The sequence below is a fragment of the Paenibacillus sp. FSL H7-0942 genome (assembly GCF_045040715.1).
Lineage (GTDB): Bacteria > Bacillota > Bacilli > Paenibacillales > Paenibacillaceae > Paenibacillus > Paenibacillus amylolyticus.
The window spans coordinates 5,273,126-5,298,295 of sequence record NZ_CP150279.1 but is presented as its reverse complement, the minus strand read 5'-3'; the positions used below and the strand labels follow the sequence as shown (position 1 = coordinate 5,298,295).

At 44.9% G+C, this 25,170-nt stretch carries 28 protein-coding genes; 26 read left to right on the top strand and 2 right to left on the bottom strand.

The features are described from left to right. Positions 1–65 precede the first annotated feature (65 nt). The 5 genes from MHI48_RS23340 to mmsB all read left to right on the top strand — a co-directional run bounded on the left by MHI48_RS23340 (position 66) and on the right by mmsB (position 7,364). Positions 66–1,934, top strand: coding sequence for a sensor histidine kinase (locus MHI48_RS23340; RefSeq protein ID WP_340033057.1), 1,869 nt, complete (start codon positions 66–68; stop codon positions 1,932–1,934). 8 nt (positions 1,935–1,942) lie between these two features. After that, a complete protein-coding gene (locus MHI48_RS23335) occupies positions 1,943–3,241 on the top strand; it encodes a response regulator (RefSeq protein WP_405144710.1) in 1,299 nt (432 codons plus the stop codon). 318 nt (positions 3,242–3,559) lie between these two features. Beyond that, positions 3,560–4,645 carry a multiple monosaccharide ABC transporter substrate-binding protein gene (chvE, locus tag MHI48_RS23330; protein ID WP_036674459.1) on the top strand — a complete coding sequence of 362 codons (1,086 nt, stop codon included), beginning with the start codon at positions 3,560–3,562 and terminating at the stop codon, positions 4,643–4,645. Between the two features lie 21 nt (positions 4,646–4,666). Further along, positions 4,667–6,232 (top strand): multiple monosaccharide ABC transporter ATP-binding protein, encoded by a 1,566-nt coding sequence (mmsA, locus tag MHI48_RS23325; RefSeq protein WP_036674456.1) that lies wholly within the window; start codon positions 4,667–4,669, stop codon positions 6,230–6,232. Beyond that, positions 6,201–7,364 (top strand): multiple monosaccharide ABC transporter permease, encoded by a 1,164-nt coding sequence (mmsB, locus tag MHI48_RS23320; RefSeq protein ID WP_036674453.1) that lies wholly within the window; start codon positions 6,201–6,203, stop codon positions 7,362–7,364. The genes mmsA and mmsB overlap by 32 nt, the downstream gene beginning before the upstream one ends. Before the next feature lie 70 nt (positions 7,365–7,434). On the opposite strand, the gene mgtE is transcribed toward mmsB, so the two are convergent. Then, a complete protein-coding gene (gene mgtE / locus MHI48_RS23315) occupies positions 7,435–8,805 on the bottom strand; it encodes a magnesium transporter (RefSeq protein WP_405141942.1) in 1,371 nt (456 codons plus the stop codon). 190 nt (positions 8,806–8,995) lie between these two features. Between mgtE and MHI48_RS23310 the strand changes: the two genes are divergently transcribed. The 10 genes from MHI48_RS23310 (at position 8,996) to MHI48_RS23265 (ending at position 16,239) form a co-directional block, all read left to right on the top strand. Further along, positions 8,996–9,700: a DNA alkylation repair protein gene (locus MHI48_RS23310; RefSeq protein WP_338706849.1), complete on the top strand. Its 705-nt coding sequence runs from the start codon at positions 8,996–8,998 to the stop codon at positions 9,698–9,700. Between the two features lie 42 nt (positions 9,701–9,742). Beyond that, positions 9,743–10,297: a methylated-DNA--[protein]-cysteine S-methyltransferase gene (locus MHI48_RS23305; RefSeq protein ID WP_036617114.1), complete on the top strand. Its 555-nt coding sequence runs from the start codon at positions 9,743–9,745 to the stop codon at positions 10,295–10,297. Between the two features lie 218 nt (positions 10,298–10,515). Beyond that, entirely contained in the window at positions 10,516–11,742 is a 1,227-nt protein-coding gene (locus MHI48_RS23300; RefSeq protein WP_405144708.1) for an amidohydrolase, read from the top strand. Between the two features lie 128 nt (positions 11,743–11,870). Further along, positions 11,871–12,281, top strand: coding sequence for a GNAT family N-acetyltransferase (locus MHI48_RS23295; protein WP_405144706.1), 411 nt, complete (start codon positions 11,871–11,873; stop codon positions 12,279–12,281). A gap of 26 nt (positions 12,282–12,307) precedes the next feature. After that, positions 12,308–12,763 carry a GNAT family N-acetyltransferase gene (locus MHI48_RS23290; RefSeq protein ID WP_405141939.1) on the top strand — a complete coding sequence of 152 codons (456 nt, stop codon included), beginning with the start codon at positions 12,308–12,310 and terminating at the stop codon, positions 12,761–12,763. A 17-nt stretch (positions 12,764–12,780) separates the two neighbouring features. Then, positions 12,781–13,209, top strand: a complete 429-nt coding sequence (locus MHI48_RS23285) for a GNAT family N-acetyltransferase (RefSeq protein WP_047844486.1) — start codon at positions 12,781–12,783, stop codon at positions 13,207–13,209. A gap of 41 nt (positions 13,210–13,250) precedes the next feature. Continuing rightward, entirely contained in the window at positions 13,251–13,952 is a 702-nt protein-coding gene (locus tag MHI48_RS23280; protein ID WP_076319906.1) for a DUF1361 domain-containing protein, read from the top strand. A gap of 39 nt (positions 13,953–13,991) precedes the next feature. Further along, a complete protein-coding gene (locus tag MHI48_RS23275) occupies positions 13,992–14,621 on the top strand; it encodes a hypothetical protein (protein ID WP_340028614.1) in 630 nt (209 codons plus the stop codon). Positions 14,622–15,041: 420 nt separating this feature from the next. After that, entirely contained in the window at positions 15,042–15,986 is a 945-nt protein-coding gene (locus MHI48_RS23270; RefSeq protein WP_405141936.1) for a GNAT family N-acetyltransferase, read from the top strand. Between the two features lie 103 nt (positions 15,987–16,089). Continuing rightward, positions 16,090–16,239, top strand: coding sequence for a hypothetical protein (locus MHI48_RS23265; protein ID WP_164783341.1), 150 nt, complete (start codon positions 16,090–16,092; stop codon positions 16,237–16,239). A gap of 109 nt (positions 16,240–16,348) precedes the next feature. Here the strand turns inward: MHI48_RS23265 and MHI48_RS23260 are convergent, their stop codons facing one another. After that, positions 16,349–17,251 (bottom strand): ArsR/SmtB family transcription factor, encoded by a 903-nt coding sequence (locus tag MHI48_RS23260; RefSeq protein WP_405141934.1) that lies wholly within the window; start codon positions 17,249–17,251, stop codon positions 16,349–16,351. Positions 17,252–17,431: 180 nt separating this feature from the next. Here MHI48_RS23260 and MHI48_RS23255 point away from each other — a divergent pair, with 180 nt between their 5' ends. The 11 genes from MHI48_RS23255 (at position 17,432) to MHI48_RS23205 (ending at position 25,139) form a co-directional block, all read left to right on the top strand. Further along, entirely contained in the window at positions 17,432–18,922 is a 1,491-nt protein-coding gene (locus MHI48_RS23255) for a glycoside hydrolase family 43 protein (RefSeq protein ID WP_405141932.1), read from the top strand. 71 nt (positions 18,923–18,993) lie between these two features. Next, positions 18,994–19,593, top strand: a complete 600-nt coding sequence (locus MHI48_RS23250; RefSeq protein WP_405141930.1) for a hypothetical protein — start codon at positions 18,994–18,996, stop codon at positions 19,591–19,593. 100 nt (positions 19,594–19,693) lie between these two features. Continuing rightward, the gene (locus MHI48_RS23245; protein WP_405141928.1) at positions 19,694–20,239 is read left to right on the top strand and encodes a GrpB family protein; all 546 of its coding nucleotides are present in this window, start codon (positions 19,694–19,696) and stop codon (positions 20,237–20,239) included. A 41-nt stretch (positions 20,240–20,280) separates the two neighbouring features. After that, positions 20,281–20,703, top strand: coding sequence for a hypothetical protein (locus MHI48_RS23240; protein WP_405141926.1), 423 nt, complete (start codon positions 20,281–20,283; stop codon positions 20,701–20,703). A 30-nt stretch (positions 20,704–20,733) separates the two neighbouring features. Next, positions 20,734–21,255 carry a cysteine hydrolase family protein gene (locus MHI48_RS23235; protein ID WP_340984440.1) on the top strand — a complete coding sequence of 174 codons (522 nt, stop codon included), beginning with the start codon at positions 20,734–20,736 and terminating at the stop codon, positions 21,253–21,255. Beyond that, the gene (locus tag MHI48_RS23230; RefSeq protein ID WP_405141924.1) at positions 21,255–21,737 is read left to right on the top strand and encodes a hypothetical protein; all 483 of its coding nucleotides are present in this window, start codon (positions 21,255–21,257) and stop codon (positions 21,735–21,737) included. Before MHI48_RS23235 ends, MHI48_RS23230 begins: the two co-directional genes overlap by 1 nt. A 498-nt stretch (positions 21,738–22,235) precedes the next feature. Further along, positions 22,236–22,772, top strand: coding sequence for a GNAT family N-acetyltransferase (locus MHI48_RS23225; protein ID WP_405141922.1), 537 nt, complete (start codon positions 22,236–22,238; stop codon positions 22,770–22,772). 27 nt (positions 22,773–22,799) lie between these two features. Continuing rightward, positions 22,800–23,279 (top strand): DinB family protein, encoded by a 480-nt coding sequence (locus tag MHI48_RS23220; protein WP_405141920.1) that lies wholly within the window; start codon positions 22,800–22,802, stop codon positions 23,277–23,279. Between the two features lie 24 nt (positions 23,280–23,303). Beyond that, the gene (locus tag MHI48_RS23215; protein ID WP_405141918.1) at positions 23,304–23,750 is read left to right on the top strand and encodes a GNAT family N-acetyltransferase; all 447 of its coding nucleotides are present in this window, start codon (positions 23,304–23,306) and stop codon (positions 23,748–23,750) included. Between the two features lie 33 nt (positions 23,751–23,783). Continuing rightward, positions 23,784–24,656, top strand: a complete 873-nt coding sequence (locus MHI48_RS23210) for an aminoglycoside phosphotransferase family protein (RefSeq protein WP_405141916.1) — start codon at positions 23,784–23,786, stop codon at positions 24,654–24,656. 135 nt (positions 24,657–24,791) lie between these two features. Further along, complete coding sequence (locus MHI48_RS23205) at positions 24,792–25,139, top strand: hypothetical protein (RefSeq protein WP_081746078.1); 348 nt, start codon at positions 24,792–24,794, stop codon at positions 25,137–25,139. The last annotated feature ends 31 nt before the right edge of the window (positions 25,140–25,170 follow it).

Sequence of the window (25,170 nt, the reverse complement as noted above, 5' to 3'; positions counted from 1 at the left end):
CTTGGAGTAGGAGAGCAATTCTCTCCACTTTCAGGAACGGGATTCGGCGTTTACGCTTGCGTAATATGCCCCTTCGGTACCAGCTGATGCTGCTTTTTCTGTTATTCGCCATTGTGCCTTCCGTAGGGCTTGGGTTGCTTGTGAACTGGACGGTGGAGCGGGTTGTTGAACGACAGGTTGAAGGGCATACCATGCAACTGATTGGCAAAGTGAATGAAGCTCTGAACAGCAAAATGGAGAATTTGCAAAACATGACCTATCTGATTGCATTTGACCCGGATATTGATGCTTTTATGAACGACAAAATGCCACTGAATGATGATGCAGGTATCGAACCGATGAACATGGACACCAATGCCGAAACGGAGCAAAATCGGTTATATGGCATCAAACAGACCTTGCAGGGGTTCACAACATTGTATCCTGAAATTGCCGGGATTGTTCTTGTCAATGCAAGTGGTGACTATATTAGCAACGAGATGTATCCCCGAGTGGAACAGAGCCTGATCCAGGAACATTGGTACCAAAAAGCTTCGGCCAATCCGGGCATCTTCATGGTATTGGGTCAGCCGAAAGAGCGTAATCTCACGACACATGTACGCTACAAGGATGATGAGATTGTATCGGTTGCACGTTCCATAACGGATGAAGCGTCAGGACGTGTGCGAGGCGTGATTATGATTGATCTTAAACTAAGGTCCGTCTCTCAGGCTGCCCGTAATGTAACCTTGGGGAAATCCGGTTATGTGATGGTGACGGATGCAGAAGGTCAAAGTGTATACAAGCCGGAGCACCCGCTAATAGAACACATTCCCACAGACTGGTTCCCCTCTGGTGAGAGTGGAACATTTACCGCCGAAACAGAAGGTGGAACGTTATTATTCATGTATCAGTCGTCTACCTTTACGGGTTGGAGAACGGTAGGGGTATTTCCCACAAGAGACTCGATATCCGAAGTACGCCAAATCCAGTTTTACGTGGTTAGCTTTGTATTTGTGGTGTGTTTGTTTGGCCTGAGCGCCTCTTTATGGTTCTCCCGTTCCATTGCTCAGCCCATTTTCCGGCTCATGTCCTATATGCGCAGGGCGGAGACTGGCAATCTCAGACCAGGCCGCTGGAGCGATCGCGCTGATGAGATTGGCATGCTTGGCAACAGTTATAACCGAATGCTGGCACAGATTCGACAACTGATATCACTAAATGAATTGCGGGAGCGGCAGAAGCGCGACGCTGAAATGCGAAGTTTGCAGGAGCATATCAAACCACACTTTTTGTACAATACCTTGGATACGATTCATTGGATGGCACGCAAAGAGGGTGCGGAAGATGTATCCGGCATGGTTGGCGCGTTATCTCGATTATTTCGCATAGGGCTTAGTAAAGGACAGGATTACATTCCACTGCACTCCGAGATTGAGCATATGACCAGCTATATGCAAATTCAGCAGACACGATACCGCGATCGTCTTCAGTATACATTGAATATTCCAGAGGAACTGCGGGACCTTTTTGTGTTAAAGCTGCTGCTTCAGCCCCTGATAGAGAATGCAATCTATCATGGAATCAAGGGCAGGCGTGGGCCGGGACACATTCGGGTGGAAGCCAGATTGGAACATAACAGACTGCTGCTGACCATTCATGATAATGGAGCAGGAATGTCCAACGAACGGCTTGCCGAGATGCAGCAGTTGCTCGAAGCTCCGTTAGCAAGTTTGGAAGCGTCTTCGCCTGGGATGACAGGCAAAAGTTATGGAATGTTGAATGTGCAGGCCCGTCTCCGGCTGTCCTTTGGCGATGAATACGGTATTGTGCTGGAGAGCCAGGAAGGTGAAGGAACGAGTGTGACCATCATTCATCCGTTGATGCGAGAGCTCCCACCAACCAAGCAAATCAATAACGAAGAGAGGCAGGAGAGTGAATGGGAAAATTCATGAAATCGGCCGTGACAACTTCCACTGAAACAGATGAGACATCCGCATTGACTACAGTAATGGAGATTATGCCGGATAGCCATGTGGCGAAGAAATACCGCGTGCTCATCGCTGATGATGAACCGATCATTCGTGAGGGAATTCGGGATGCCATTGACTGGACAACTCTCGGGATGGAGGTTGTTGGTGAAGCGGAAGATGGCGAGGAAGCGCTGGAACGGGCGGCTGATTTGGGTGTGGATATTGTTCTCGTTGATATGAATATGCCATTTCTGAACGGAATCGAACTAATCCGTGCCCTTCAGCAGAAGTGTCCAGGCTGTCGTTACCTGATCATCTCGGGACATGATGAATTTGCATATGCGCAGGAGGCGGTTCGTCTTGGCGTAGAGGATTACATTCTAAAACCTGTGCAAGCAGAACAATTATATGCTGCACTTGAGCGATTGCATCAGCGACTTACTGAAGAGCACCAGAGGACGGCATATGTACAACAGGCAGCTCATCAGATTGAACGTAATATCCCGTTGCTTCGCCAGCGATTTATGCTGGAGTGGCTGGAGGGGCAGGCTGAAGGGAGGAATCTGACGGAGCAGCTTGTGTTTTTGCGGCTGCCCCCCGTCCCACCTGTGCAGATCGGGGTCGTACGCTGGCCTGCCGCTGAAGCTCGTCAGACGATACTGAGAGAGAATGATCGTCAGTTGTTTCTGTTTGCAGTGGAAAATATAATTAGTGAACTGCTGGGGGACGTGCCACATGTCCTGTTTCGGGACGTAAGCGGGTTGATCGGCATGTGTCTGTGGCAGGAAGCCCCTGAAGAAATAGAGTCCCTTCTGGAACAACAGATCAGTTCTTGCCTGAATATTGCCATTCATGCTCATGTGGAGACACATGCAGGGACACTGGAAGAAACGCCGGATACGTACCGTCATTGCCGTGAACGGGTATTCGGGGAAGTACAGTTGTCGCCTCTGGTTCGCCGGGCAAGACAACTTATTCACGAAGAATATGCCGAGCGGGAACTGACCCTGGAATCGCTTGCTTCCCGTCTACAAGTATCTGCCGTATATCTTAGTCGTGTGCTGAAGAAAGAGCTGAATGATTCCTTTGTCACGCTTGTCACGCATGCTCGCATTCGCAAGGCTATACAGTTATTAGATTCAACAACACTGCCGATCCACACCATAGCTGATCGTGTAGGTTATGATACCCAACATTATTTCAGCACTGCATTTAAGAAAACAATGGGCATTTCACCAGTGCAATATCGAAAGAACGGGGGGACAGCCTATCATCCTTCTGCGAATTAAATATCGTATTACAGTTATTCACTTAGACATGTGATAAATGAGATGGATGTGTTCTACTTCGTGTGAAGCGAAGTGGAGCATGTCCTTTTTTTTGACTCTGGAATGGTATCTCGTGGATCAAACTTATACTTTAAGCGTTTCCATCAAAAGTTAAATTTTTATAAAAAAGGTTCAAAACGTGCAAAGACCTTATGGCTTCTCCAATGCTACGATTGGTCTCAGATAGGAACAGCAAGCAACAGGATGCACTACATGTATTGTAAGCGTTATCTTATAACTCATTCAGAACCGTATGACGTGAGGAAAGGGGAACTTCATATGAAAAAAGGAGCAATGCTCATCTGGCTTCTGGTGATGACCTTGATGCTCTCGGCCTGCAATCTGGCAGAGAGTGGCCCAGGCAGCAAAGAAAAGGGATATGTCGGTATATCGATGCCAACCAAATCATCAGAACGATGGGTGGGAGACGGGGAGAACATGGTCCGTCTGTTTCAGGAGCAGGGTTACAAAACCGATCTTCAGTACGCTGAAGATGTGGTCGAGAATCAGATTTCACAGATTGAAAACATGATCACCAAAGGTGTGGATGTGATGGTGATTGCGTCCGTGGATGGCAACACATTAACGGATGTAATCAAGAAAGCGCATGACGAAGGGATACAAGTGATCTCGTATGATCGGCTCATTCGTAATACGCCATATTTAACCTATTATGCCACGTTCGACAATTTTAAGGTGGGTGTGCTTCAAGCCTCCTACATCGAACAAAAGCTTGGGCTCAAGGATGGAAAAGGACCGTATAACATTGAGCTGTTTGGTGGCTCTCCTGATGATAATAACGCCTATTTCTTCTTCGACGGTGCGATGTCTGTCCTGAAGCCGTACATCGATTCCGGCAAACTGGTGGTACGCAGCAAGCAGATGACGATGGCCCAGATTGCGACCTTGCGCTGGGACGGGGCACTGGCCCAGTCACGGATGGATAACCTGCTGAGTGCGTATTACTCGGGTGATAATCTGGATGCAGTATTATCTCCTTATGATGGAATCAGTATTGGTATCATCTCATCCTTGAAAGGGATTGGTTACGGTACTTCGAACAAACCGCTGCCCGTTATTACAGGACAGGATGCCGAACTTGCCTCGATCAAGTCCATTGTGGCCGGGGAACAGACGCAGACGGTGTTCAAGGATACACGGAAGCTAGCGGAGAAGACGGTAGAGATGGCCAATAGTATTTTGCAAGGAAAACAGGCGGAAGTTAATGATAAAACATCATATAACAATGGAATTGAGGTTGTTCCGGCGTATCTCTTGGATCCCATCTCGGTGGACCGTACAAATGTGGAGCAGGATATCGTTGGTACACAGTATTACACGAAGGAAGAAATCGGACTGAAATAATAAATGAAAGGAGCACATCCCATGGCCGGAATCATTCTGGAAATGAAAAACATCACCAAAACCTTTCCTGGCGTCAAAGCGCTGGAAAATGTCAATCTGAAAGTCCGTGAAGGCGAAATTCATTCCATATGTGGTGAAAATGGCGCAGGTAAATCTACGTTGATGAAGGTACTGAGTGGTGTATATCCACATGGCACGTATGAAGGCGACATTTTATTTCAGGGCAAAAATTGTGAGTTCAAGGATATTAAGCAGAGCGAGGATCTGGGAATCGTCATTATCCATCAGGAGTTGGCCCTTATTCCCTACCTTTCAATCGCGGAAAATATATATCTGGGCAACGAGCGTGCGAGCAGAGGAATTGTCAACTGGAAGGAAACTTTTGTAGGTACACGAGAACTGCTCTCGAAGGTGGGACTGAGCGAAAATCCAAACACGCTGGTATCCAGCATCGGGGTAGGCAAGCAGCAACTGGTCGAAATTGCGAAAGCGCTCTCCAAAAAGGTGCGGCTGCTTATTCTGGATGAGCCAACCGCTGCGCTGAACGAGGACGACAGTGAAAATCTGCTGCAGTTGATGCTGGAATTCAAGAAACAGGGCATCGCCTGTATCCTGATCTCACACAAGCTGAATGAGGTATCCAAGGTATCCGATTCCGTGACTATTTTACGGGATGGCAAGACAATTGAGACGTTGGATATGAAGAAGGAAAAAGTGACGGAGGACCGGATTATTAGCGGAATGGTAGGACGTGATCTCACCAGCCGTTATCCGGAGCGTCATGCCACCATTGGTGAAGTTATCCTAGAGGTAAAAGACTGGACGGTATATCACGAACATCATGCCGAGCGGAAAGTACTGGATCAGATCGATATGAATATCAGACGTGGTGAGATTGTAGGCATTGCCGGGCTGATGGGCGCTGGGCGTACCGAGCTTGCCATGAGTATCTTTGGCAAATCCTATGGCCGGAATATTTCGGGGCAACTCATTAAGAATGGTAAACCGATCCACAACAATACCGTCACGGAGGCCATTCAGAACGGCTTTGCTTATGTGACAGAAGACCGCAAGGAATACGGACTCATTCTGATGGATGACATCAAGCGCAATATTTCCTTGACGGGTCTGAGCAAGCTGACGCGAAACGCGGTAGTGAACGAGCGTGAAGAAGTACTGGTAGCGGAAAAGATGAAGAAAAGCATGAACATCAAAGCACCAAGCATTTTGCAGAAGACCGGTAATCTGAGTGGAGGCAACCAGCAAAAAGTGGTGCTCAGCAAATGGATTTTTGCCGGACCAGATATTCTTATCCTGGATGAACCTACCCGCGGTATTGATGTGGGAGCAAAATTCGAAATCTATACGATCATTCATCGGCTTGCTGCTGAAGGCAAGGGTGTACTGGTAATCTCATCCGAGCTTCCGGAGGTTCTTGGCCTGTGTGACCGGATCTATGTGATGAATGCCGGACGAATCACCGGTGAAGTCAGCCGGGAGCAAGCATCGCAGGAAACGTTGATGAGATATATGACCAAGTCTGGAGGCGGCAAGCATGGAAATGATAACAAAACTGTTCAAAAATAATATCCGTCAATACGGCATGATTATTGCCTTGGTAGTGATTATGCTTTTGTTCGAGGTACTGACAGGCGGGCTGTTGCTCAAGCCGATTAATATTACCAATTTGATTTTGCAGAACAGTTACATTTTGGTGCTGGCAATCGGAATGGTGCTGGTCATCATTACCGGGCATATTGACCTGTCTGTTGGTTCCATTGCAGCCTTTGTTGGTGCCGTTGCCGCGATTATGATGGTTGATTGGCAGCTTCCGGCTTGGCTTGCGGTCATCGCTTCCTTGCTGGTTGGCGCTTTGATCGGTGCATGGCAGGGCTTCTGGATCGCCTATGTGCGGATTCCGGCATTTATCGTGACGCTGGCAGGGATGCTGCTATTCCGCGGCTTAACGATGATCGTGCTGGAGGGGCAATCGATCTCTCCTTTCCCAGGTGGATTCCAGAAAATAAGCTCTGGCTTCCTGGCGGACATTCAATTCTCAGGTTTTGGTCTGGTATCTATCATTGTGGGTCTTGTGCTCACCGTCTGGTACATTGTCAATGAACTGCGGGAACGCCGTTCCCAGCGAAAATATGGATTCGAGGTCGTGTCACAGGGACTGTTTTTGCTCAAGTTGATTGTGGTGGCTGTTGTGACAAATCTGTTTACGTTTGTACTCGCAAGTTATGCAGGTATTCCGAATATCCTGGTCCTGCTGTTTGTCCTGATCGTTGTGTACTCCTTCGTTATGAATCGTACTGTCATGGGACGGCATGTGTATGCGCTTGGAGGTAATGAGAAGGCCGCAGGTCTGTCTGGGGTCAAAACAAAAAAGGTAACCTTCTGGGTTTTCGTGAACATGGGTACACTTGCCGCGGTATCCGGGTTGATCTTCGCCGCACGTCTGAATGCAGCTACGCCAAGAGCGGGTACCAACTTCGAGCTGGATGCCATTGCGGCCTGCTTCATCGGTGGTGCTTCCGCTTCAGGGGGCATAGGTACGGTATTTGGTGCCATCATCGGTGGTTTAGTTATGGGTGTGCTGAATAACGGGATGTCCCTGATTGGTCTCGGTATTGACTGGCAACAGGGAATTAAGGGATTGGTACTGCTGCTCGCGGTAGCGTTTGATATCTATAATAAAAATAAAAGATCAGCGTAACACTTGGTAAAATGAAAAAAACAGACCTTGATCTCAAGATCAGGTCTGTTTTGCTGTATGCACAACTTATTTACATTAAGGCAACGAGGAAACGTGTGGCGATGCCAAAATAGATAAACAGGGACAAGATATCATTCAATGTGGTGATTAACGGGCCAGAGGCAACAGCCGGGTCGACTTTGAAACGACTAAGCAGAAGCGGGATGCATGTACCGGTCAGTGTACCAATGACAAGAGTGAGGAACAGAGATACCCCAATAATGGCACCCAGCAGCCAGTCCCCTTGCCAGAAATAAGCGATGACAGTAATCAGCAATCCACATACCAAGCCAATCATTATTCCTACCTTGATCTCCCGACCAATCAGTGCGAGTACGGTGGCTTTGTCGAGTTTGCGTCCGATCAGTCCGCGTACCACAACAGCCAGAGACTGCGTTCCTGTGTTACCGGTCATACCTGCGATCATCGGCATGAAAAATGCCAATGCCACAACCTGATTGAGTGTATCCTCAAAGAAATCCACAATACTTCCCGAGATTAGACCAATCAATAGAAGCAAGATGAGCCAGGGAAGCCTGCGTCTGACGGCCACGAGTGGTTTGGTATCAAAGTCGATATCCTTGCTACCGCCCCCCATCTTGGCCAAATCTTCACTGGCTTCATCCATAATAATATCGATGACATCATCCATCTGAATGATACCGCATAATCTGTGATTTTCATCCACCACCGGAAGTGCAATAAACTCATAACGCTGTAGAAGCTGTGCTGCTTCTTCCTGGTCCATATCTACCGTTGCATGGATCACCCGCCGGGTCATCAGTTCTTCAACCTGGGTCTTATCGTCAGCCAAGGCAAGGGATCGATAACTCACGACACCGACCAGTTTGCCTTCATTATCGGTTACATAGAGATAACTGGAGGCTGAGATATGCATGGTACCTTGTGATTGTCGTAAGGCTTCCTTGGCTGTCTCATGAGCGAGCAGGGTCCGATATTGATCTGTCATGATGCGTCCTGCCGTTTCCGGCGGGTAATTAAGCACGGATCGGATAATGGCAGAGTGATCCAGATTCATATTGGACAGCAATTCTTCTCTGCGTTTGGCGGGCAAATCGTGCATGAACCGAATCAGATCACTTTTGTCCATCTGCTGCATGACTTCAAGTGTTCGTTCCGGCCCAAGTCGTTCAAACAGTTGAATCTGTTCGTGTAGCTTCAAGGTCTCGGCGAGATCCGCCAGAGCATCAGGTTTGAACAGGAGCAGAAACCGATTGGTTTCTGCTTCAGGGAACTTTTTATATACAAGTGAGAGGTCGTAGGGATGCAGTTCTTTCACCAATTTATAGAAATCGGGAAGGTTCCGGGATTGTACATGTTGCACGAGTTGTTCGGTGATCTCCTCCACGGAGAAATCTTTCTTGGTATGAGGTCTGTTCATATCGACACTCCTTTCTGAATGGTCAACTTCATATTTTTAAACGGAATGGGTTGAAAGTCAAACAACGAAGGGAAAAAGGGAGCGCCAAAAATAATATTGTAATCTTGCTCACCTATTCGATATGGGCTTACAAACAGCCGCTTCAAGGATATACTTGTTGTACAGCAACAGACGAGGAGGACATGCGCTAGTGGAAGTAGATATCAGAACACAATTGCTCAGCATGGTTGAGCCGGAGTATCAAAAATTCTCGGCCGCACTTATTCCCAACATCACGAATGTACTTGGTGTAAGGTTGCCAGCCTTACGAAAAATTGCCAAGCAACTTGCCTCCGGGGACTGGCGCACGTATCTGGAAACGGCAGAGGATGAATATTTTGAAGAAGTGATGTTGCAAGCGATGGTCATTGGACATGTACAGGCTGATCTGGACGAGCTGTTAAAGGCTATTGAAACATTTGTACCGAAGATTGACAACTGGTCGGTGTGTGACAGCTTCTGTGCGGGACTGAAATATACGAAGGTCCATTCGGAGCCCATGTGGGCGTTCTTGCAACCGTATCTGAGATCTGATCAGGAATATGAAATCCGGTTTGGTGTGGTAATGCTGTTGAATTTTTATCTGAATGAGCGATATATCGATCAGGTTCTATCCGCATTGGATCAGATTAGGCACGAGGCGTATTATGTGAAAATGGCAGTGGCTTGGGCCATCTCAATGGCTTATGTGAAACAACCTGAGGTGACTATGCGTTATCTGAACCATAATACCCTGGACGATTTTACGTATAATAAGGCACTTCAGAAAATCACGGAATCTTATCGCGTTGATCCAGAGAGCAAGCAAATGATCCGCAGTATGAAACGTAAGGTGAAGAAGCAGATTACCTCCTAGTTCTAGCATTAAGCATTCCACCGGGGAGAGGACGATAAACGAATGAGAAAAAAGTTGATGTACACCACGATGCAGTTGGACGGTCGTCCATGGGTGCTGCTCGCTACGGAACAGGGATTGTGCCGAGTGGTCATGCCAAACGAAACATTGGAAGATTGGAACGGCTGGATACAGAAAGTTGCACCTGGCGTGGAACTGGAAGAGAACGAGGATGCTCTGAAACAAACAGGTATGATGGATTGGTTGCAGTCCTATTTTGCAGGAGAACCCATGGCTTATACAGATGCTATCCCACTGGACTTGATCGGAACGAACTTCCAACAGGAGGTATGGAGAGAGCTAGGGCGTGTGCCTTATGGTGAAATCCGGACCTATGGTGATATAGCTGCTGCGATTGGAAGACCTTCAGCTGTGCGAGCAGTTGGGGCTGCAAATGGGGCCAATCCAATTCCGGTTCTGCTACCATGCCACCGCATTATAGGGGCTAATCGCAAGCTGACCGGGTTTCGTGGAGGTCTGGAGATGAAGCGCAGACTGCTGGATATCGAACAGATTGAAGGCGTGACCGATGGAGGACATGCGCGGTTTCATTTTTAATAGACTCGCGTAATCAAGAAGATTAAGGTGAGTGGACGGGGCAGGCACGTATTGTGCCTGTTTTTTTACATGTATTAAGTAGAGTAATACAAACGTTCCGCATATGGAACACCAACGTTTTACGTATTTTTGCCCTGTGAAACCGTATGGTACCATGGATCATAGATCAATCTGTATCCGGGGGACGTAATGCCGGGTAAGAAAAGAGGGATGACATGATGAAGCAGGCTTATTGGTTAACAAACGTGACTGTGGAGCGGGGTTATGTTCGGGAGGGAGAACAGGTGACGGGGACACGGACAAGCCCCGCTCATCTGCGGATTAAAGATGGAGTGATCGCGGAGATTGTGGAAGGAAACAACCGGCTGTCTAGCGATCTACCACAAGTAGATGGCAAGGGACTTCTGCTGTTGCCTTCGTTCGAGGAGGCACATATTCATCTGGATAAAACCTACTACGATGGGCCGTGGACAGCCGTTAAACGTATCTCCAGTATTTTCGATCGTATTGAAGAAGAAAAGGTTCTGTTGCCCAAGTTGTTACCAGATGCCCAGCGTCAAGCGGAGAGTATTCTGACCTTGATCCAGGGGTACGGTTCCACTCATGTACGTAGTCATTGCAATATTGAACCTGTCAGTGGCTTGAAAAGACTGGAAGCGACGCGGCAGGCTCTGGAATCATTTTCGGGCAAAATCTCTTCGGAGATCGTGGCTTTCCCGCAGCATGGACTGCTTCGCTCCCATTCAGTGGAGCTTATGGGCCAAGCGATGAAGGAAGGTGCAACGCATGTGGGCGGACTTGATCCTCATACGGTGGACGAACAGATCGAGAAATCACTGAACGCTATGGTTGAACTGGCTGTTCAGCACCAGGCGGGCATCGATATTCATCTGCATGATGGCGGGCAGGCTGGCAAACAAACGCTGTTGGAACTCGCAAATCTGACCGAAGCAGCAGGGCTTCAGGGTAAAGTTACGGTAAGTCATGCGTTCTGGTTCGCCCGCGCAGAGCAGCAGGAAGCAGAAGACATGGCGCAGCGAATGGCCTCGCTTGGGATGAGCATTGCTTCCACGGTGCCTATTGGCAGAACGATGATGCCTCTTCCCATGCTCCACCGTATGGGTGTGAACGTGAAGCTGGCCACAGACAGCCTGACGGATCATTGGTCTCCCTTTGGCAATGGGGATATGCTTGAGAAAGCGGGACGATTCGCAGAACTGTACGGGTATAGCGACGAACTGTCCTTGTCTCAATCTTTGGCATGGGTAACAGGCGGGATTACACCGCTGGATTCACAAGGGGAACAAGTCTGGCCGAAGGTAGGCGACACCGCGAGTTTTGTATTGGTGCATGCGAGTTGTTCGGCGGAAGCTGTTGCGCGGCGATCTGCGCGGCAGGCCGTATGGTACAAGGGGCAATTGGTCAGTGGATCAACAGCGGATTGAGGAAAATAGAGCGGGTGCAGCCACGGGAAACCGTGGTTTTTTGGCATGGGAGAAAAAGAGGAAAGAACTGTTCGCATATACCACATTTTGGGTTATGATGGACGTAGTTAATGAAGGGAGTATTACAAATGAAGATTGAGTATGCAACGGAAGCTGACTACGACTACATCATTGAAAGAGATCGGCATATCCATCAGCCACTTGTGAAAACGAAGATTAGTGAGAAAGAAATATTCATCCTGTGGGACGAGGACGAGGGATCAAGAGTTGGATGGATGAGGTACGGGTACTTTTGGGACAACCTTCCCTTCATGAATATGATCTGGATTGATGAACCCTATCGAAACGGCGGATATGGCAAAAAAGTGGTGCATCACTGGGAAAATTTAATGAAGCAACAAGGCTTTGATACGGTGATGACTTCAACACAATCAGACGAACATGCCCAACATTTCTATCGAAAGCTGGGGTATGTTGATGCAGGGGATCTGTTGTTGGATACACAACCTTTGGAGATTATATTGATCAAGAAAATCTAGTAAATAAGCTGCAAGGAGAGAGGATTGTGGATGTGAAGAAAGTAAGCCTAGAACCTATAACCAAAGAAAATGAACTCGAGTGCATCCACCTTAAACCACGGCAAGATCAGCTGGATTTGGTTGCAAGCAATGCGGATTCATTGATTCATGCAACGAAGGAGATTACGTCCAAACCATACGGTATTTTGGCAGAGGATCAGATGGTCGGTTTTATTTTATTTGATAATGAGATCTACAATGACGGGTATTACTGGATTCTGCGCTTCATGATTGATGAGAAGTACCAGGGGAAGGGTTATGGCAAACTTGCCATTCAAGAAGTGGTTCGTATGTTGCAAGAGAGAAAAGACTGCCAGCAAATCAGGGTATCCCATGTTCCACATAACATTGCGGCAAATGCGCTGTATAAAAGTTGCGAATTTCAGGACACGGGTGAATTCGAGGACAACGGTGATATCATTTTAAGTTATCAAGTGAGGTAACAGGGAGGGGAAGCTTGATGATAAGAGAGGCAGAAGCTAGAGATGCAGCGGTTATTGAAAGGCTGTATAAAGAATTATTGCCGAACAACTTAAACACGAAGGTACTGGCAGAACGGATTGAAGAGGTTCGGAATAACCCAAACAGTTTCTTGTTTGTGTATGAAATGGGTAATCAGGTAATTGGCACGGCTCATTTACATATTTGTCTGGATGCTTTGGTGGAAAATAGACCATTCGGCGTAGTTGAGCGGGTTATCATTACGGAACATGTGCAGAGCGAGGGATATGGTACTGAATTGATGAAATATGTAGAGCAAGTGTGTGTGCAGAAAAATTGTGTGAAGGTGTTTCTTACGAGCGGATCATCCAGAAACGAAGCACATCACTTTTATACGAAATTGGGGTACAACGGAGAATCCAGCAAGGCATTTAAAAAGTATTTATAACTTATAACATTCATCAAGGAAAAGGAAGTAGAAGCAAAGAAATGAAAGATAACAAACATCCAGTTCAAGATCTCCGACTCATCGTTACCTTGCTCGTGGCTACTTTATGTTGTCTAGGTGTTGTGATGTATTTACGTGCCCAATCAGATACAAATATGTATCGATTTTTAAGTTGGGATATGTTCCTGGCATGGGTACCATTTATCATCTCATCCTGCATTAGATACATATTCAATAAGAAATTAACCACAACGAGCATGATATGTATGGGGCTGATGTGTGGAGTATGGCTCTTTTTTCTGCCCAATGCGGCCTACCTTTTTACGGAGATTCTGCATTCATTCAGATATTTTGATGCTCAAGGGGAGGTTAGATTTTGGGTTAATATTGATTTTTGGTATGGACTCACCCTGACGTTTGCCGTAGCGATCATCGGATTGCTGCTCTCAACTTGTTCAATCATTCAAATCCATGGCATGTTAAACAAATTAATAAATAAGTACATTAGCATGATGGTTGTCGGTGTTATTTTGCTATTGAGCAGTATAGGGGTTTACATTGGTAGATTTAATCGGTGGAATTCGTGGGATATATTATCCCGACCTGGGAAGATCTTCGTGGATCTTGTGAATGATTTTAATGCAGCGAACAGCATAATGGTTGAGTTTGTTGTCATTGTATTTGCGGTTCAACTTTTTGGATACGTTATTATATCCTTGCTAACCGCAAGGTCGGGCAACTAATTATTCCATTTGAAAGGGTGAAGGAGGCAATATCACACGATGGGTAATCTTAATTTTATTGATAAACTTCCTCACATTAGTGAATGCAAACAGATTCTAAAGGCAGCAGCTATGCTGGATGCCATTTTGATGCCGGAATGGGAGTACAGGTATTACTCGTATAATTCCCAGTGGGACACGAATGAGCAAATGGCATCCATGAGAAATGGGCAAGGAGATCATTATTTTGCAATATTCAGTCCGAATGGGCTGATTATTAAAGGCTTTGATAAAGAGTATACACTTCAGCATAAGGTTGATAGGAGTGAGGTGGTAAAAAGCGTTCCAGAAGCATTTAATACTTTTGTGGTAGAGCCGGCATTTGTAATGGATCAGACGACGTTCTGTATCTGGAGTGTGGCGGATCAGGAAGGGTGGTCTGCAGGCACGGAGCTTGGGGATCATGAATACGAACTGTTAGAGATTTTGGTAGGCGGCGCGAAATATTATCATGCTTGGGCACAGGATTACTACGAGATAGCGTTGGATATCAATCTGGTTGAACAGGTATTTGATATGAAGCCGATCGATGAGGTCTTACTACAGCAATTAAATGATGAACTGACATTAAGTGATATCGAAGGTGAAATTGAAGAAATTGGATACCCGGATAAGGATATGAAGGTATGAAGGCGATAGCCTAGGAAATCACGGAAGAATTATTGGCTGTGATGGATATGTACCAAAGAATCGCGCGGCAATTGATCGACCAACCGATATTGGAAACCGATCAGCCTGATCGGGCGGAAATTCTCGAAGGTGCGTACCATTTGCTGACCAATGCGGATGTAATCCACGGAGAAGAAGAATTAACGGGAAATTGGTATTTTGATGTTCACGGCGAGCACTGTATGTTCAAGAATACAGAAACAGGGCAGACATTAGAGGTTTTCCTTGATAGTCTTCGTATTTCGAGAATCCGTTTAAGGACATGTTGGATTTCTTCGAACGTATGGAGGCACAGCATGTGTTAATTCATGTTCACGGGGTGGCGTATAGAAAAATGATTTGATTGCTTGCCATTTAATTAAAACTGAGGAGGAATTACATATGGGTTTAACTGAGTGGTCTACAGATATTCTTCAATATGATCTGTCGGATGAATATTCGATTCGCAAAGCTGATTTTGCTGAATGGGGATTATATTGCACGGTTTATTATGATATGCGTTATGTCGGATTTTTCAGGGAAGAAGAGTTCAGTTCTTCCAAGATCAGTGCGTACTGGATTTACAAAGGGGAAAGCAAAATAGGTGGCGTGAGAATGGAGCCTAACCAGATGTATCATTTGTTTTTTATCCCGCCATTCCAGCAGTGCTTTGAGGTATTGAAGCTCCTGAAGCATAAATTATTACAGTGGTCGGATCGCACCAAACGTATTCTGACCTTTGAGATTCTTCCAGACCAAGTCGATCTATATGCAAGAGCTGGATTCTGGCCAGTGGAGTTCAGATGTCGCTGGATGCAGCGGCCTACAGATCATTTTGAAATCGAATGGGACAGCAGGGTAACTGTGAAGAGTCCAGAGATTATTGAAAGTGAAACCGGCAATAGAAAATATGTGAATGAAGATGAGATTGCTCAATGTGACCTGGAGAGTTTTGCAGGAAGTCTTGAAGCTACACGAAGAAAACATACCACGCTTGCAGATTTTATACCAAGCGATGACCCTAATTATACCAATGAGATTCTAACTCAAGCTTCCACGCTAGTATACGACAAGGAAACGGGACAGCTTATTGCAAATTGTCGCTTGTGCTTGCAAGATAATCAGGCTGCTGTGTATAGCATAGGTGTTCGGCCGGCATATAGAGGAAGAGGGCTTGCTACACTGATGTTACAGAGAGCATTAAATGAACTTAAGGGTAAGTATCCCGTTCTACGATTGTATGTGATGCAAGGAAATGATGCGGAGTCCGTGTATCTGAATCTGGGCTTTATTCCGGGTGTGCAGGAGATTCAGACGATGTATGTTCCTGAGGAGGAATCACAATGAAGGTTGCCATTTATTTTGAAGGCATTCCATGGGAATCAGTTGGAGAGAGAGGATAGTGAACGTTCGTAGCAATGTGCTGCTACTTTGGAAAGGAGAGATATACATGGGAATGATCATTATGTTGGTGGTGTATCTGTTCCTCGGTATTTATGTTGTGAAAGTTGGAATAGATAACTCCAAGAATAGCCAGCACACCAAAGAAATATTATCAGAGTTAAGGGAAATTAAGGAACTGTTAAAAGAACGAGGGTAAAGATTGATTAGGCTTGTGCTTCAAAAGTAACTGAGGAGCAGCATTTTCGATGCCTCCCTCTCCTGTAGGTCAGGAAAGGGAGGATTCTTGTGCAGCACAGCTAGCCACTTTAACCCAATACACGAATAACAATATCCTGATCATGGTTACCAAAACCGGCACCATAGATTGTTAATCCACCTACGTTGGAGCTTTCCTCGTCAACCGTAAAACGAAGCGTCCAGAACGGCTCGCTAAGCTTAACATCCGCAAGAGTAATATCCGACATCCACTCACCATCCATATAGGTACCGGAACCATCAATACGAATGGTCTTTAATAATCCATACTGATTCACATTGCGATGCCACCATTCTGGTGTGTATTTCCCGCGTGCTGCTCTGCCAAAGTCGGCAGGGCTTGTCCACGTTCCGAGAGAAACGCCATTGAAGGTGAAACGAATATCCGAAGGCCAATGATCTCGCAATCCCGGAGCTTCAGAGGCTAGTTCCATCGAAATTTCAATAGCATCGGTGGTCTGATCCGGTAGTACAAAGTTAGGTGTTTTATATTCAACATAGCCCTTCCCAAACCACAAGATAGCGGCGTGAACACGCTCGGGATCAAGGAAGTAACGCGGATCATCCCATACGCCGATCTCTTTCTCAAGTGTTCCTAGCCCACAGGTAGGGTGGATATCAAAAGCAGTGTAGTGTCCCACGGCTATCGTCTGTTCTCTGGTTCGTGAAGTTTGGCTTGCGGACGGCAGCTCGATCTCAATCTGATTTTGCTTGAGGTAACATAATTTGTGCGTCCCTCCGTTGATCCGAACTCTTCTGCTACCAATTAGACCCGCATCCTCTAGTTTGCGAATATGCATCGTGACAATGGAGGGGCTAAGCTCTAATACTGCCGCAATATCCTTCACATTCATTTCGCGATCTGCAATCATATCCATGATTCTCCATCTGACTTCACTTGCCAGCGCCTCATATAAAGGAAGGAACTGGGGCTCCCCATTTGCTTTGATCATCTGTACAACTCCCTATCCTCAATCTTCTAAAATCACATATATATTAATTTAATAAAATTAACTCCAAGATGCAATTCAGATTCATTGCAAGTTTACACCCAATGGTGTTTAATTTTTGTAGTTGTTAAAAAGTTGAATTCTTATATTTGTGAATTTTATGATAAGAGATGGAGTGGAGTAATGAAATACAATAACCCTGTTGTAAAAGGTTTTTATCCAGACCCTAGTGTGATTAAGGTGCACGATACATACTATATGGTGTGCAGTTCTTTTCAATATTTTCCGGGCGTACCGCTCTTTGAAAGCAAGGATCTGCTGAATTGGAAGCAGATTGGTCACTGCCTGACTCGTAAAAGCCAGATTCAGCTCGAGACGGTGAACAGCTCCGGGGGTGTATTTGCCCCAACCATCAGGCATAATGACGGGCGTTTTTATATGGTCACAACGAATGATACGACGCATCAGAACTTCTATGTCTGGACGGACGATATTTACGGAGAATGGTCTGAGCCTATTTATGTGGATCAAGGTGGGATTGATCCCGATTTGTATTTTGAAGATGGAAAAACCTTATTTATGAGTAATGGGGTGGATGATGAAGGCGTTGGCGGAATTGTCCAGTGTGAGCTTGAGATTGAAACTGGTCGCAAACTTAGCCCAAGTCGTTCGATATGGAACGGAACAGGTGGACGATATCTGGAAAGTCCGCATCTCTATAAAATGAACGGTTATTATTACCTGCTTGCAGCTGAAGGCGGCACCGAATATGGTCATATGGTTACCTATGCTCGGGGGACTTCTTCTTCGGGACCGTTCGAAGCCTACGTGCACAATCCGGTTCTAACGAATCGCAATCTGGGCGGGTATGAGCTCCAGGGTGTGGGGCATGGTGATCTGGTTCAGGATGCTCGGGGGAACTGGTGGCTCTTTCACTTGGGATTCCGACAGATCGGCAGATGGGCTACGTACCATCATCTGGGTCGTGAGGTGTTCTTGACTCCGATTACGTTTGATGAAGACGGATGGTTTACAGCCGGGCATGAAGGCACAACACTGACAAGTTTTGAGACCAATCGTATCCCAGATACGGTGATCCAGCAGGATAAGAAGAATTATACGTTTGAAAATACAGACTGGAACCTCGACTGGTGTTATCTTCGTCATCCAAATACAGAGCATTATCAGCTTGAATCAGATAAGCTTACGCTAACAGGAACCGACGTAACGCTTGACGTTCCGGCATCCCCAACGTTCATCGGGCTACGTCAAAAAGACTTTAATGCAACAATTTCAGTCGATGTTAGTCTGACGAGTGGAGAAGCCGGGATCACGATCTACATGGATGAGAATCATCATTATGAAGTGGCTATTCGTGGGCAGCAGGACGGTTATAAGGTGGTCGAGCGTCTAAATATCGGTGATATCAAATCGAGAGAACATGAAGTGGATCTGGGAAATAAACAGCATGCAACGCTGGTGATCCGCTCAAACCAAGATCGCTACAGTTTCCTGTTTCAAACAGATGGTGAAGAGATTCTGCTAGGCACGGCACAGACGAGATACCTATCCTCGGAGGTGGCAGGAGGTTTTACAGGCGTACTTATTGGGTTATACGCGAGCGGGCAAGATACTTCAGCGGAGTTTACAAATTTCAAGTGTGATTATCATTAAGAAGTTAAGGGAAGGGCCTAAGGGTCCTTCTCTTTTTTTTAATTTGTGTCAAAATATAGATATATTAATAAATGCCAATAGAAGAGAGTGATTTAAACTTGCAAGTACATTATAAAATGCCAGAATCCTTAGTAGACATCGTTCGAATAGATAAGAAATTACGTGAACAACATGTTGGAACCATCGACGATTATATGGGTTTTTATATTAGTTTTAACAATGATGATGATAGATACTATTGTACGCCAGATGATGCCATCATATTTGGAAGAACAGGGGCAGATGGTGACCATTTTGCTTTTTTCACGTTCAACAGATCCATTAGTGATTTGGAAGAAGCGCCTATTATCTTTATTCAACCTACGGCATTTGGGAATCAAGTAACGTTAGTGGCCAGAAACCTTAAGGATTTTATAGCATTATTTATTAATCTTAAAGAAATTTATGTGTTGGAAAGATTTCGGTTTTATAAGAATAAATTAGATTTTACGAATGACTATAACGATAATTATATGGAAGATATAAAGATGCGAGAGAGTGATAATCATTTAATTATTGAACTGCTAAAGGAGAATATAAAAGGAATAACAGAAATTGATGATGTATACGAATACATTATTGAATCCAGAAAACAAATAGAACTCGGAATAAATAATGATGACTTCGGATGATCTCTCTATTGAATCTTTAAAATAGTCTGAATGTAACAAAAGGTCAAAAGAACGTGTTATTTAATTATATAGCTTGATTGGATAACCAAGGAGGAGTTGTATGGAGGATCAATGGAGAATTGCGAAGTATGACCCGGCATGGCGTGATTTGTTTCTCGAAACGAATTCGAAATTAAGAGAAGCTTTAGGAGAAAAGGCTCTGCGGATTGACCATGTTGGGTCCACTTCAATTGTTGGAATAGACGCCAAACCTATCATAGATATACAAATATCTGTTTCTAATTATGAGAATCTGTTGGACTACAAACGTGAGATCGAAACAGTCGGATTTGTATTCAGAGCAGAAAATTCAGATAAGACTAAACGTTACTTTCGTGAAGAACCCGGAAACAGAAGGATACATATACACGTTAGACAGGCAGGCAGTTTCTCCGAACAGATGACCTTGCTGTTCAGAGACTATTTAAGGGAGCACCCAGAAGATTGTTTGAAATATGCGGAAGAAAAGCACAGACTCATGTCATTGTATAAAGATCAGCGTCCCAAATATGTTGAAGGAAAAGGACCAATGGTGTGGAGCATATTACAGAGAGCACATCGTTGGTCTCAAGAAATCGGATGGCAGCCGGCAAAATCTGACGCATGAGCACATCCAATGAATAGAGATAACTGTATTGGAGTGATGAGATGAACATGGGAAGAAAGCTGATGACAACCGTTCTAACCATCATTTGTTTTACTTTGGCGGCAAGTCTCATATCGATGAATGAAACCTACAGTTTTGATTTTTACATTCTTATTTATCCGATATACGCGACTCCCTTGATCCTGTTGATCGGGCTACCTTTATCGATATTGTTAGACTATCTGCTCAGCCGAATACAATTCCCTAATCATGTGTTGTATCTAAGTACGAGGATATTAGGCTATGCCTGTGCTGGAGTTCTAGGTATGTATATTTATTATCTGGTCATGGGCGCAGGAGAAGCAATCTTGGATTTCAAAGAGACGTTAGTTCTGACCTTATTTGGCGTTCTTGCTGCTATTCTATTTGTATTGATTGATATGGGATTGGAAGTTTTGTTAAAAAAGCAAAGAAGAAAGAGTTGAATTAAATTGATTTGTTAGGAGGAAAGCAAAATGACAACGCATTGTGCACTTCTAATCATTGACGTACAGGTAGCGATGTTTGATGAAGCAGATCCCGTATATCAAGGGGAACGATTGCTTCAAAAGATCCAGATGTTAATGGCCAAGGCCCGTGAAGCAGGGCATTCCATCATATATATCCAGCACTGCGAAGGGGCAGGGAGTCCACTGGAACGAGGAACTCCGGGGTGGGCCATTCATCCGTCCATTGCACCTATAGCTGGTGATCTCGTTATTGAAAAGGAGACACCGGATTCGTTTCACAAAACCGATCTGCATCTGAAATTGCAAGATAATGGCGTGAAGGAGTTAGTCCTTACGGGAATGCAGACCGAGGTATGTGTAGACACGACATGCCGCAGAGCGTACAGTCTGGGATACACGGTCAATCTGGTTCAAGATGCGCACAGCACATGGAATTCAAAGACACTTCAAGCGGAGCAGATTATTGAACATCACAATACGGTACTGAGACTGTTTGCCAACGTGGTGGATACGGAGAATGCGCTGTAATGTTAGGAAAACGTAGGCGTTTCTGGTTTTTCATAGGTGCGGCAATCATGTTTCTGTATTTTCTAATCACGAGTAACCCTGATCCAAATAAGCCGATTTCAAGAAATCAAGTGATAAGCACAGAGATGAGCTTAGTCGTGTACACCAGGACAGGCGACGGTGGAGCACACACTAGGATTGACAATGTTACGTTAAGTAAAGAAGACATTAGCCGTATAGTCGGCTGGCTGAATGCAGCCCCGGAAAAAGCCAAAATACCAGTAGATGATGTCACAGGAAGTATTAGTGCGGGAATTGCTTTGAGATTAAAGCATAAAGCTGAAATTAAAATTCAATACAATCGGAAACAGATTATAGTAACCAGAAAAAACAGATTTAATAGAAGTTCGAGATATATAGTTGATCAAAAGGACTTAAGAGACTTTATGGATCAAAAGTTGGAAGGGACATATTTTGGTGAAGATACCGTTAGTGTTGAATAAGGGGGAGATGTATTGACGATTAACAAAAGAATAATGAATCTATCAGCCTGGCTTGCTGTATTAGCCATCCTATGTATTCCTGGAACTTTACATACTGAAGATGGACCGCTCCGAACAGAGTATGGTTTCCCGCTCCGATTTTTTACGGATTATCATTATGCTAATTCTGAGGGAACTATCTGGTTTATATCTGGCATCTATTTAAATGTACTTCTATATTTGTTCAATGTCCTGTTTATTTATGCAGGAATTCATGTAATCTTGTATATAAAAAAGAAAATAACTAAATAAATTGAACTGAATATTTACACGAAACGGAGAGGACAGAAAAAACCTGAAGAAGCGAAGTGTTCGCCTTTATCTCCGGAGTTTCCCATTATAAAATGAATCAAAAAAATTTGGGGATAACAGCGATCGGAAGGTTGTTCTGTCATCGGAGTGGTAAGTGTAAATATTCAATAGTTTAATTTATATAGATATAAAGATGGAGTGATTACGATGAAGCAACTTCCAGTAGAATGGAAGTCAGACCGACTTATTGTCTCGAATGTGGAAGAATCCGATATTCCTGAACTCGAGTCCATATATGAGACCAGTAGGTACTTGCATCAATGGGATGGACAAGAGCATGATCGGAACTATGTGAAAGAATGTTTTGAAGAAGGCCACCTTCCGCCGGGAGGCAGACTGGAGAATTATCGAATTCAATCCATTCGCACAAATGAGGATGACCGCTATATTGGTTTGTTAAGTGTGTACCATGGGTATCCCTCCGAGGATTCAATCTATCTCGAATTTTTATATATCCAGAGCGAGATCCAGAAGCAGGGATATGGACAAGAATTAATTCAGGCACTGACTCTTCACATCTCCGAGCTTGGTTACAAGGAAATTCGAATCAACGTAGCGCTCAAAAATTGGACTGCATTACGCTTCTGGATCAAATCCGGATTCAATCAGATTAGTAGAATTTATGGTGATCTTGAACATTCGGAGGATACCTTTGCCAATACAGAATTGATCAAATCTCTATGAAAAACATCGATAAAGGGGAATATACCAATGGAAACATTCTTTCGTTATAACTGGATGGTGCGTGAGCAATGGTATGTGTGGTGTGAAGATGTACCGCTTGAAGAATTGCTTCGGCCTCGCACGGGCGGAGTAGGCAACATATTACAAACATTATTTCATATCATTGATGTAGAGTGGAGCTGGCTTCAGCTGCTTCAGGGCAAACCGGATGATGCAGAAGATTTTGCAAACTACCAGAAACTTGAGGCAGTAAGGCGACTCGATCGCAAGTTACGTCCTGATGTGGAGGCATTTGTTACAGCATGGGATTCGAGTATGGAAAAAAGAGCTTTTATTGATCATCGCTCAGCTGGCAAGGCCAGTACATATTCATGGGGAGAAGTAATGCGACATGTGATCGCCCATGAGATTCACCATATGGGACAGCTGTCGGTATGGGCCAGAGAATTGGGCAAACAGCCAGTATCCGCCAATGTCATTGGCAAAGGCCTGATTATACCTGACTAACAGGGAGAGAGCGGCATGACATGAATGAACGGAGGAGAAGTGATGATTCATTGCAGGAGAGCTACGATTCAGGATGGCGAAGTGATGAGCCAATTATCTCATCAACTGGGTTATGTCAGCACAACTGAAGAAATCAAGGAGAGACTAACTCGTCTCTCTTCCTTACCAGACCATTATGTATGTGTAGCTGAGATTGATTCGAGGGTCGTAGGCTGGGGCCATGTACAGGGAAGACATTCCATTGAGAGTCCATCTTTTGCCGAGATTGGTGGACTAGTTGTGGATGGGAATCATCAAGGGATGGGGATTGGTAAGACAATCATGAGCGAATGCGAGGAATGGGCTCAGGTTAATGGCTTTGATAAGATTCGGGTACGTTGTAACGGAAAAAGGGAATCTGCACATCGGTTTTATATAGCTATCGGTTATGAAGAGAAGAAATGGCAGAAGGTATTTGATAAACGATTATAATCTAATCTTGTGTATCATGGAAGGAGGAGAACGATGACGATTCAACTTAGCCAGATGAATTGGATAGAACTGGATGAACGTATCCAGCAGGTGATGGAACAGGAGTATCAGATCATTCCCTTGTCACCTGGACTAGAAGCGAGTGTGATGAGAATTGAAATGGGAGATCAGCGGTACGTCTTGAAAGTCTGGGACAAGGATTCTAAACCGGATATCGCCAAACAATATCGACTATTGTCCAAGCTTTATCAAAGTGGAATTCGTGTTTCCAAACCCTACGGTTGGGGATTAGACGAGCAAGAGAATCAAGTGCTGTTAACGAGCTATGATGGAGAGCGGATTACCCAAATAACACAAACCAAACTGACACATTTGGCTGAGCGATTAATGGAGGTCCATCGTTATCCGGTGAATGAAGTGGGTACTGGAGCAGATGAAGAATACATATTCAGGTACGATTTTGTTCAATACTTTTTTCCTCAAATTGAGTTACATGACGATATAAATGATCTTCTGGCAAAATTGATCCAGCAGGTCCAGATCAGACAGGATCGCTTGATTCATGGCGATTATAATCTGGGAAACATTCTTGAGATGGACGACCATTACACCATCATCGATTGGACTAATGGGCAGTATGGTGATCCAAGATACGATATGGCATGGTCTGTGTTTCTGATCACCGTCTATAATGGGGAAAGTTATGGCGAGATGTATCGCGCTCAATTTGCACGTTCTGCAAGTTATACGTACACGCTGGAAGAGGAGCAGGTTTTTGAAGCTGTAGCTTGTCTTCGCTGGATTCTGTTAAAGCGCGTTGGGGATGTCCCCATGGGGCCAGATGTAATGGAAAGGGTTCACAACATGGCTGTCCATAATCCGTATTTGAATGAACATCTGCTGTAATCGTAATACGGGGATACACAATGACGACAGTATACGATTAAGTAATAGAAAGACCACTTTTTTTAAATAAAATAAACAGTCAGTCCTAAACTAGCGATCCTCGCATACCTATGATAGTAGAGGAGCGTGATTGATATGGAGCAGAAAGTGCAAACTTACTTTGAACTGAAACAGCAGCAAAAAGATATTGAGCAGCAGTTGTCTGTACTACGAGATGAGATTGTCGCGTATTGTGCAGAACAAGGGGTCTATGAGACGCAGGTTGGTGGTTACACCGTGAAAACAGTGCTTCAGAACCGGAAGGAATACGATGATCAGAAGCTGTATGCTTCTCTTCCAGACCCGGACATCTGGCGATTGTTGTCCAAGGTAGACAGCCATAAGCTGAAAAGCCTGATCAAGCTGAACATTCTGTCCGAGGAGCAAATTAACCCGGCATGCACAGTGAAACAGGTGACCTTGTTACAGGTGGACAAGCTGTAAGGCTTCATATCCTCTTTGTATATGAGTTGAA

Excerpts from the sequence above, each read along its gene's own strand:
- MHI48_RS23340 (WP_340033057.1), top strand. The coding sequence starts at position 66 with ATGCCCCTTCGGTACCAGCTGATGCTGCTTTTTCTGTTATTCGCCATT.
- chvE (WP_036674459.1), top strand. The coding sequence starts at position 3,560 with ATGAAAAAAGGAGCAATGCTCATCTGGCTTCTGGTGATGACCTTGATG.
- mmsA (WP_036674456.1), top strand. The coding sequence starts at position 4,667 with ATGGCCGGAATCATTCTGGAAATGAAAAACATCACCAAAACCTTTCCT.
- mmsB (WP_036674453.1), top strand. The coding sequence starts at position 6,201 with ATGGAAATGATAACAAAACTGTTCAAAAATAATATCCGTCAATACGGC.
- mgtE (WP_405141942.1), bottom strand. The coding sequence starts at position 8,805 with ATGAACAGACCTCATACCAAGAAAGATTTCTCCGTGGAGGAGATCACC.
- MHI48_RS23305 (WP_036617114.1), top strand. The coding sequence starts at position 9,743 with ATGAGAAAAAAGTTGATGTACACCACGATGCAGTTGGACGGTCGTCCA.
- MHI48_RS23300 (WP_405144708.1), top strand. The coding sequence starts at position 10,516 with ATGAAGCAGGCTTATTGGTTAACAAACGTGACTGTGGAGCGGGGTTAT.
- MHI48_RS23295 (WP_405144706.1), top strand. The coding sequence starts at position 11,871 with ATGAAGATTGAGTATGCAACGGAAGCTGACTACGACTACATCATTGAA.
- MHI48_RS23285 (WP_047844486.1), top strand. The coding sequence starts at position 12,781 with ATGATAAGAGAGGCAGAAGCTAGAGATGCAGCGGTTATTGAAAGGCTG.
- MHI48_RS23280 (WP_076319906.1), top strand. The coding sequence starts at position 13,251 with ATGAAAGATAACAAACATCCAGTTCAAGATCTCCGACTCATCGTTACC.
- MHI48_RS23275 (WP_340028614.1), top strand. The coding sequence starts at position 13,992 with ATGGGTAATCTTAATTTTATTGATAAACTTCCTCACATTAGTGAATGC.
- MHI48_RS23270 (WP_405141936.1), top strand. The coding sequence starts at position 15,042 with ATGGGTTTAACTGAGTGGTCTACAGATATTCTTCAATATGATCTGTCG.
- MHI48_RS23265 (WP_164783341.1), top strand. The coding sequence starts at position 16,090 with ATGGGAATGATCATTATGTTGGTGGTGTATCTGTTCCTCGGTATTTAT.
- MHI48_RS23260 (WP_405141934.1), bottom strand. The coding sequence starts at position 17,251 with ATGATCAAAGCAAATGGGGAGCCCCAGTTCCTTCCTTTATATGAGGCG.
- MHI48_RS23255 (WP_405141932.1), top strand. The coding sequence starts at position 17,432 with ATGAAATACAATAACCCTGTTGTAAAAGGTTTTTATCCAGACCCTAGT.
- MHI48_RS23250 (WP_405141930.1), top strand. The coding sequence starts at position 18,994 with ATGCCAATAGAAGAGAGTGATTTAAACTTGCAAGTACATTATAAAATG.
- MHI48_RS23245 (WP_405141928.1), top strand. The coding sequence starts at position 19,694 with ATGGAGGATCAATGGAGAATTGCGAAGTATGACCCGGCATGGCGTGAT.
- MHI48_RS23240 (WP_405141926.1), top strand. The coding sequence starts at position 20,281 with ATGAACATGGGAAGAAAGCTGATGACAACCGTTCTAACCATCATTTGT.
- MHI48_RS23235 (WP_340984440.1), top strand. The coding sequence starts at position 20,734 with ATGACAACGCATTGTGCACTTCTAATCATTGACGTACAGGTAGCGATG.
- MHI48_RS23230 (WP_405141924.1), top strand. The coding sequence starts at position 21,255 with ATGTTAGGAAAACGTAGGCGTTTCTGGTTTTTCATAGGTGCGGCAATC.
- MHI48_RS23225 (WP_405141922.1), top strand. The coding sequence starts at position 22,236 with ATGAAGCAACTTCCAGTAGAATGGAAGTCAGACCGACTTATTGTCTCG.
- MHI48_RS23220 (WP_405141920.1), top strand. The coding sequence starts at position 22,800 with ATGGAAACATTCTTTCGTTATAACTGGATGGTGCGTGAGCAATGGTAT.
- MHI48_RS23215 (WP_405141918.1), top strand. The coding sequence starts at position 23,304 with ATGAACGGAGGAGAAGTGATGATTCATTGCAGGAGAGCTACGATTCAG.
- MHI48_RS23210 (WP_405141916.1), top strand. The coding sequence starts at position 23,784 with ATGACGATTCAACTTAGCCAGATGAATTGGATAGAACTGGATGAACGT.
- MHI48_RS23205 (WP_081746078.1), top strand. The coding sequence starts at position 24,792 with ATGGAGCAGAAAGTGCAAACTTACTTTGAACTGAAACAGCAGCAAAAA.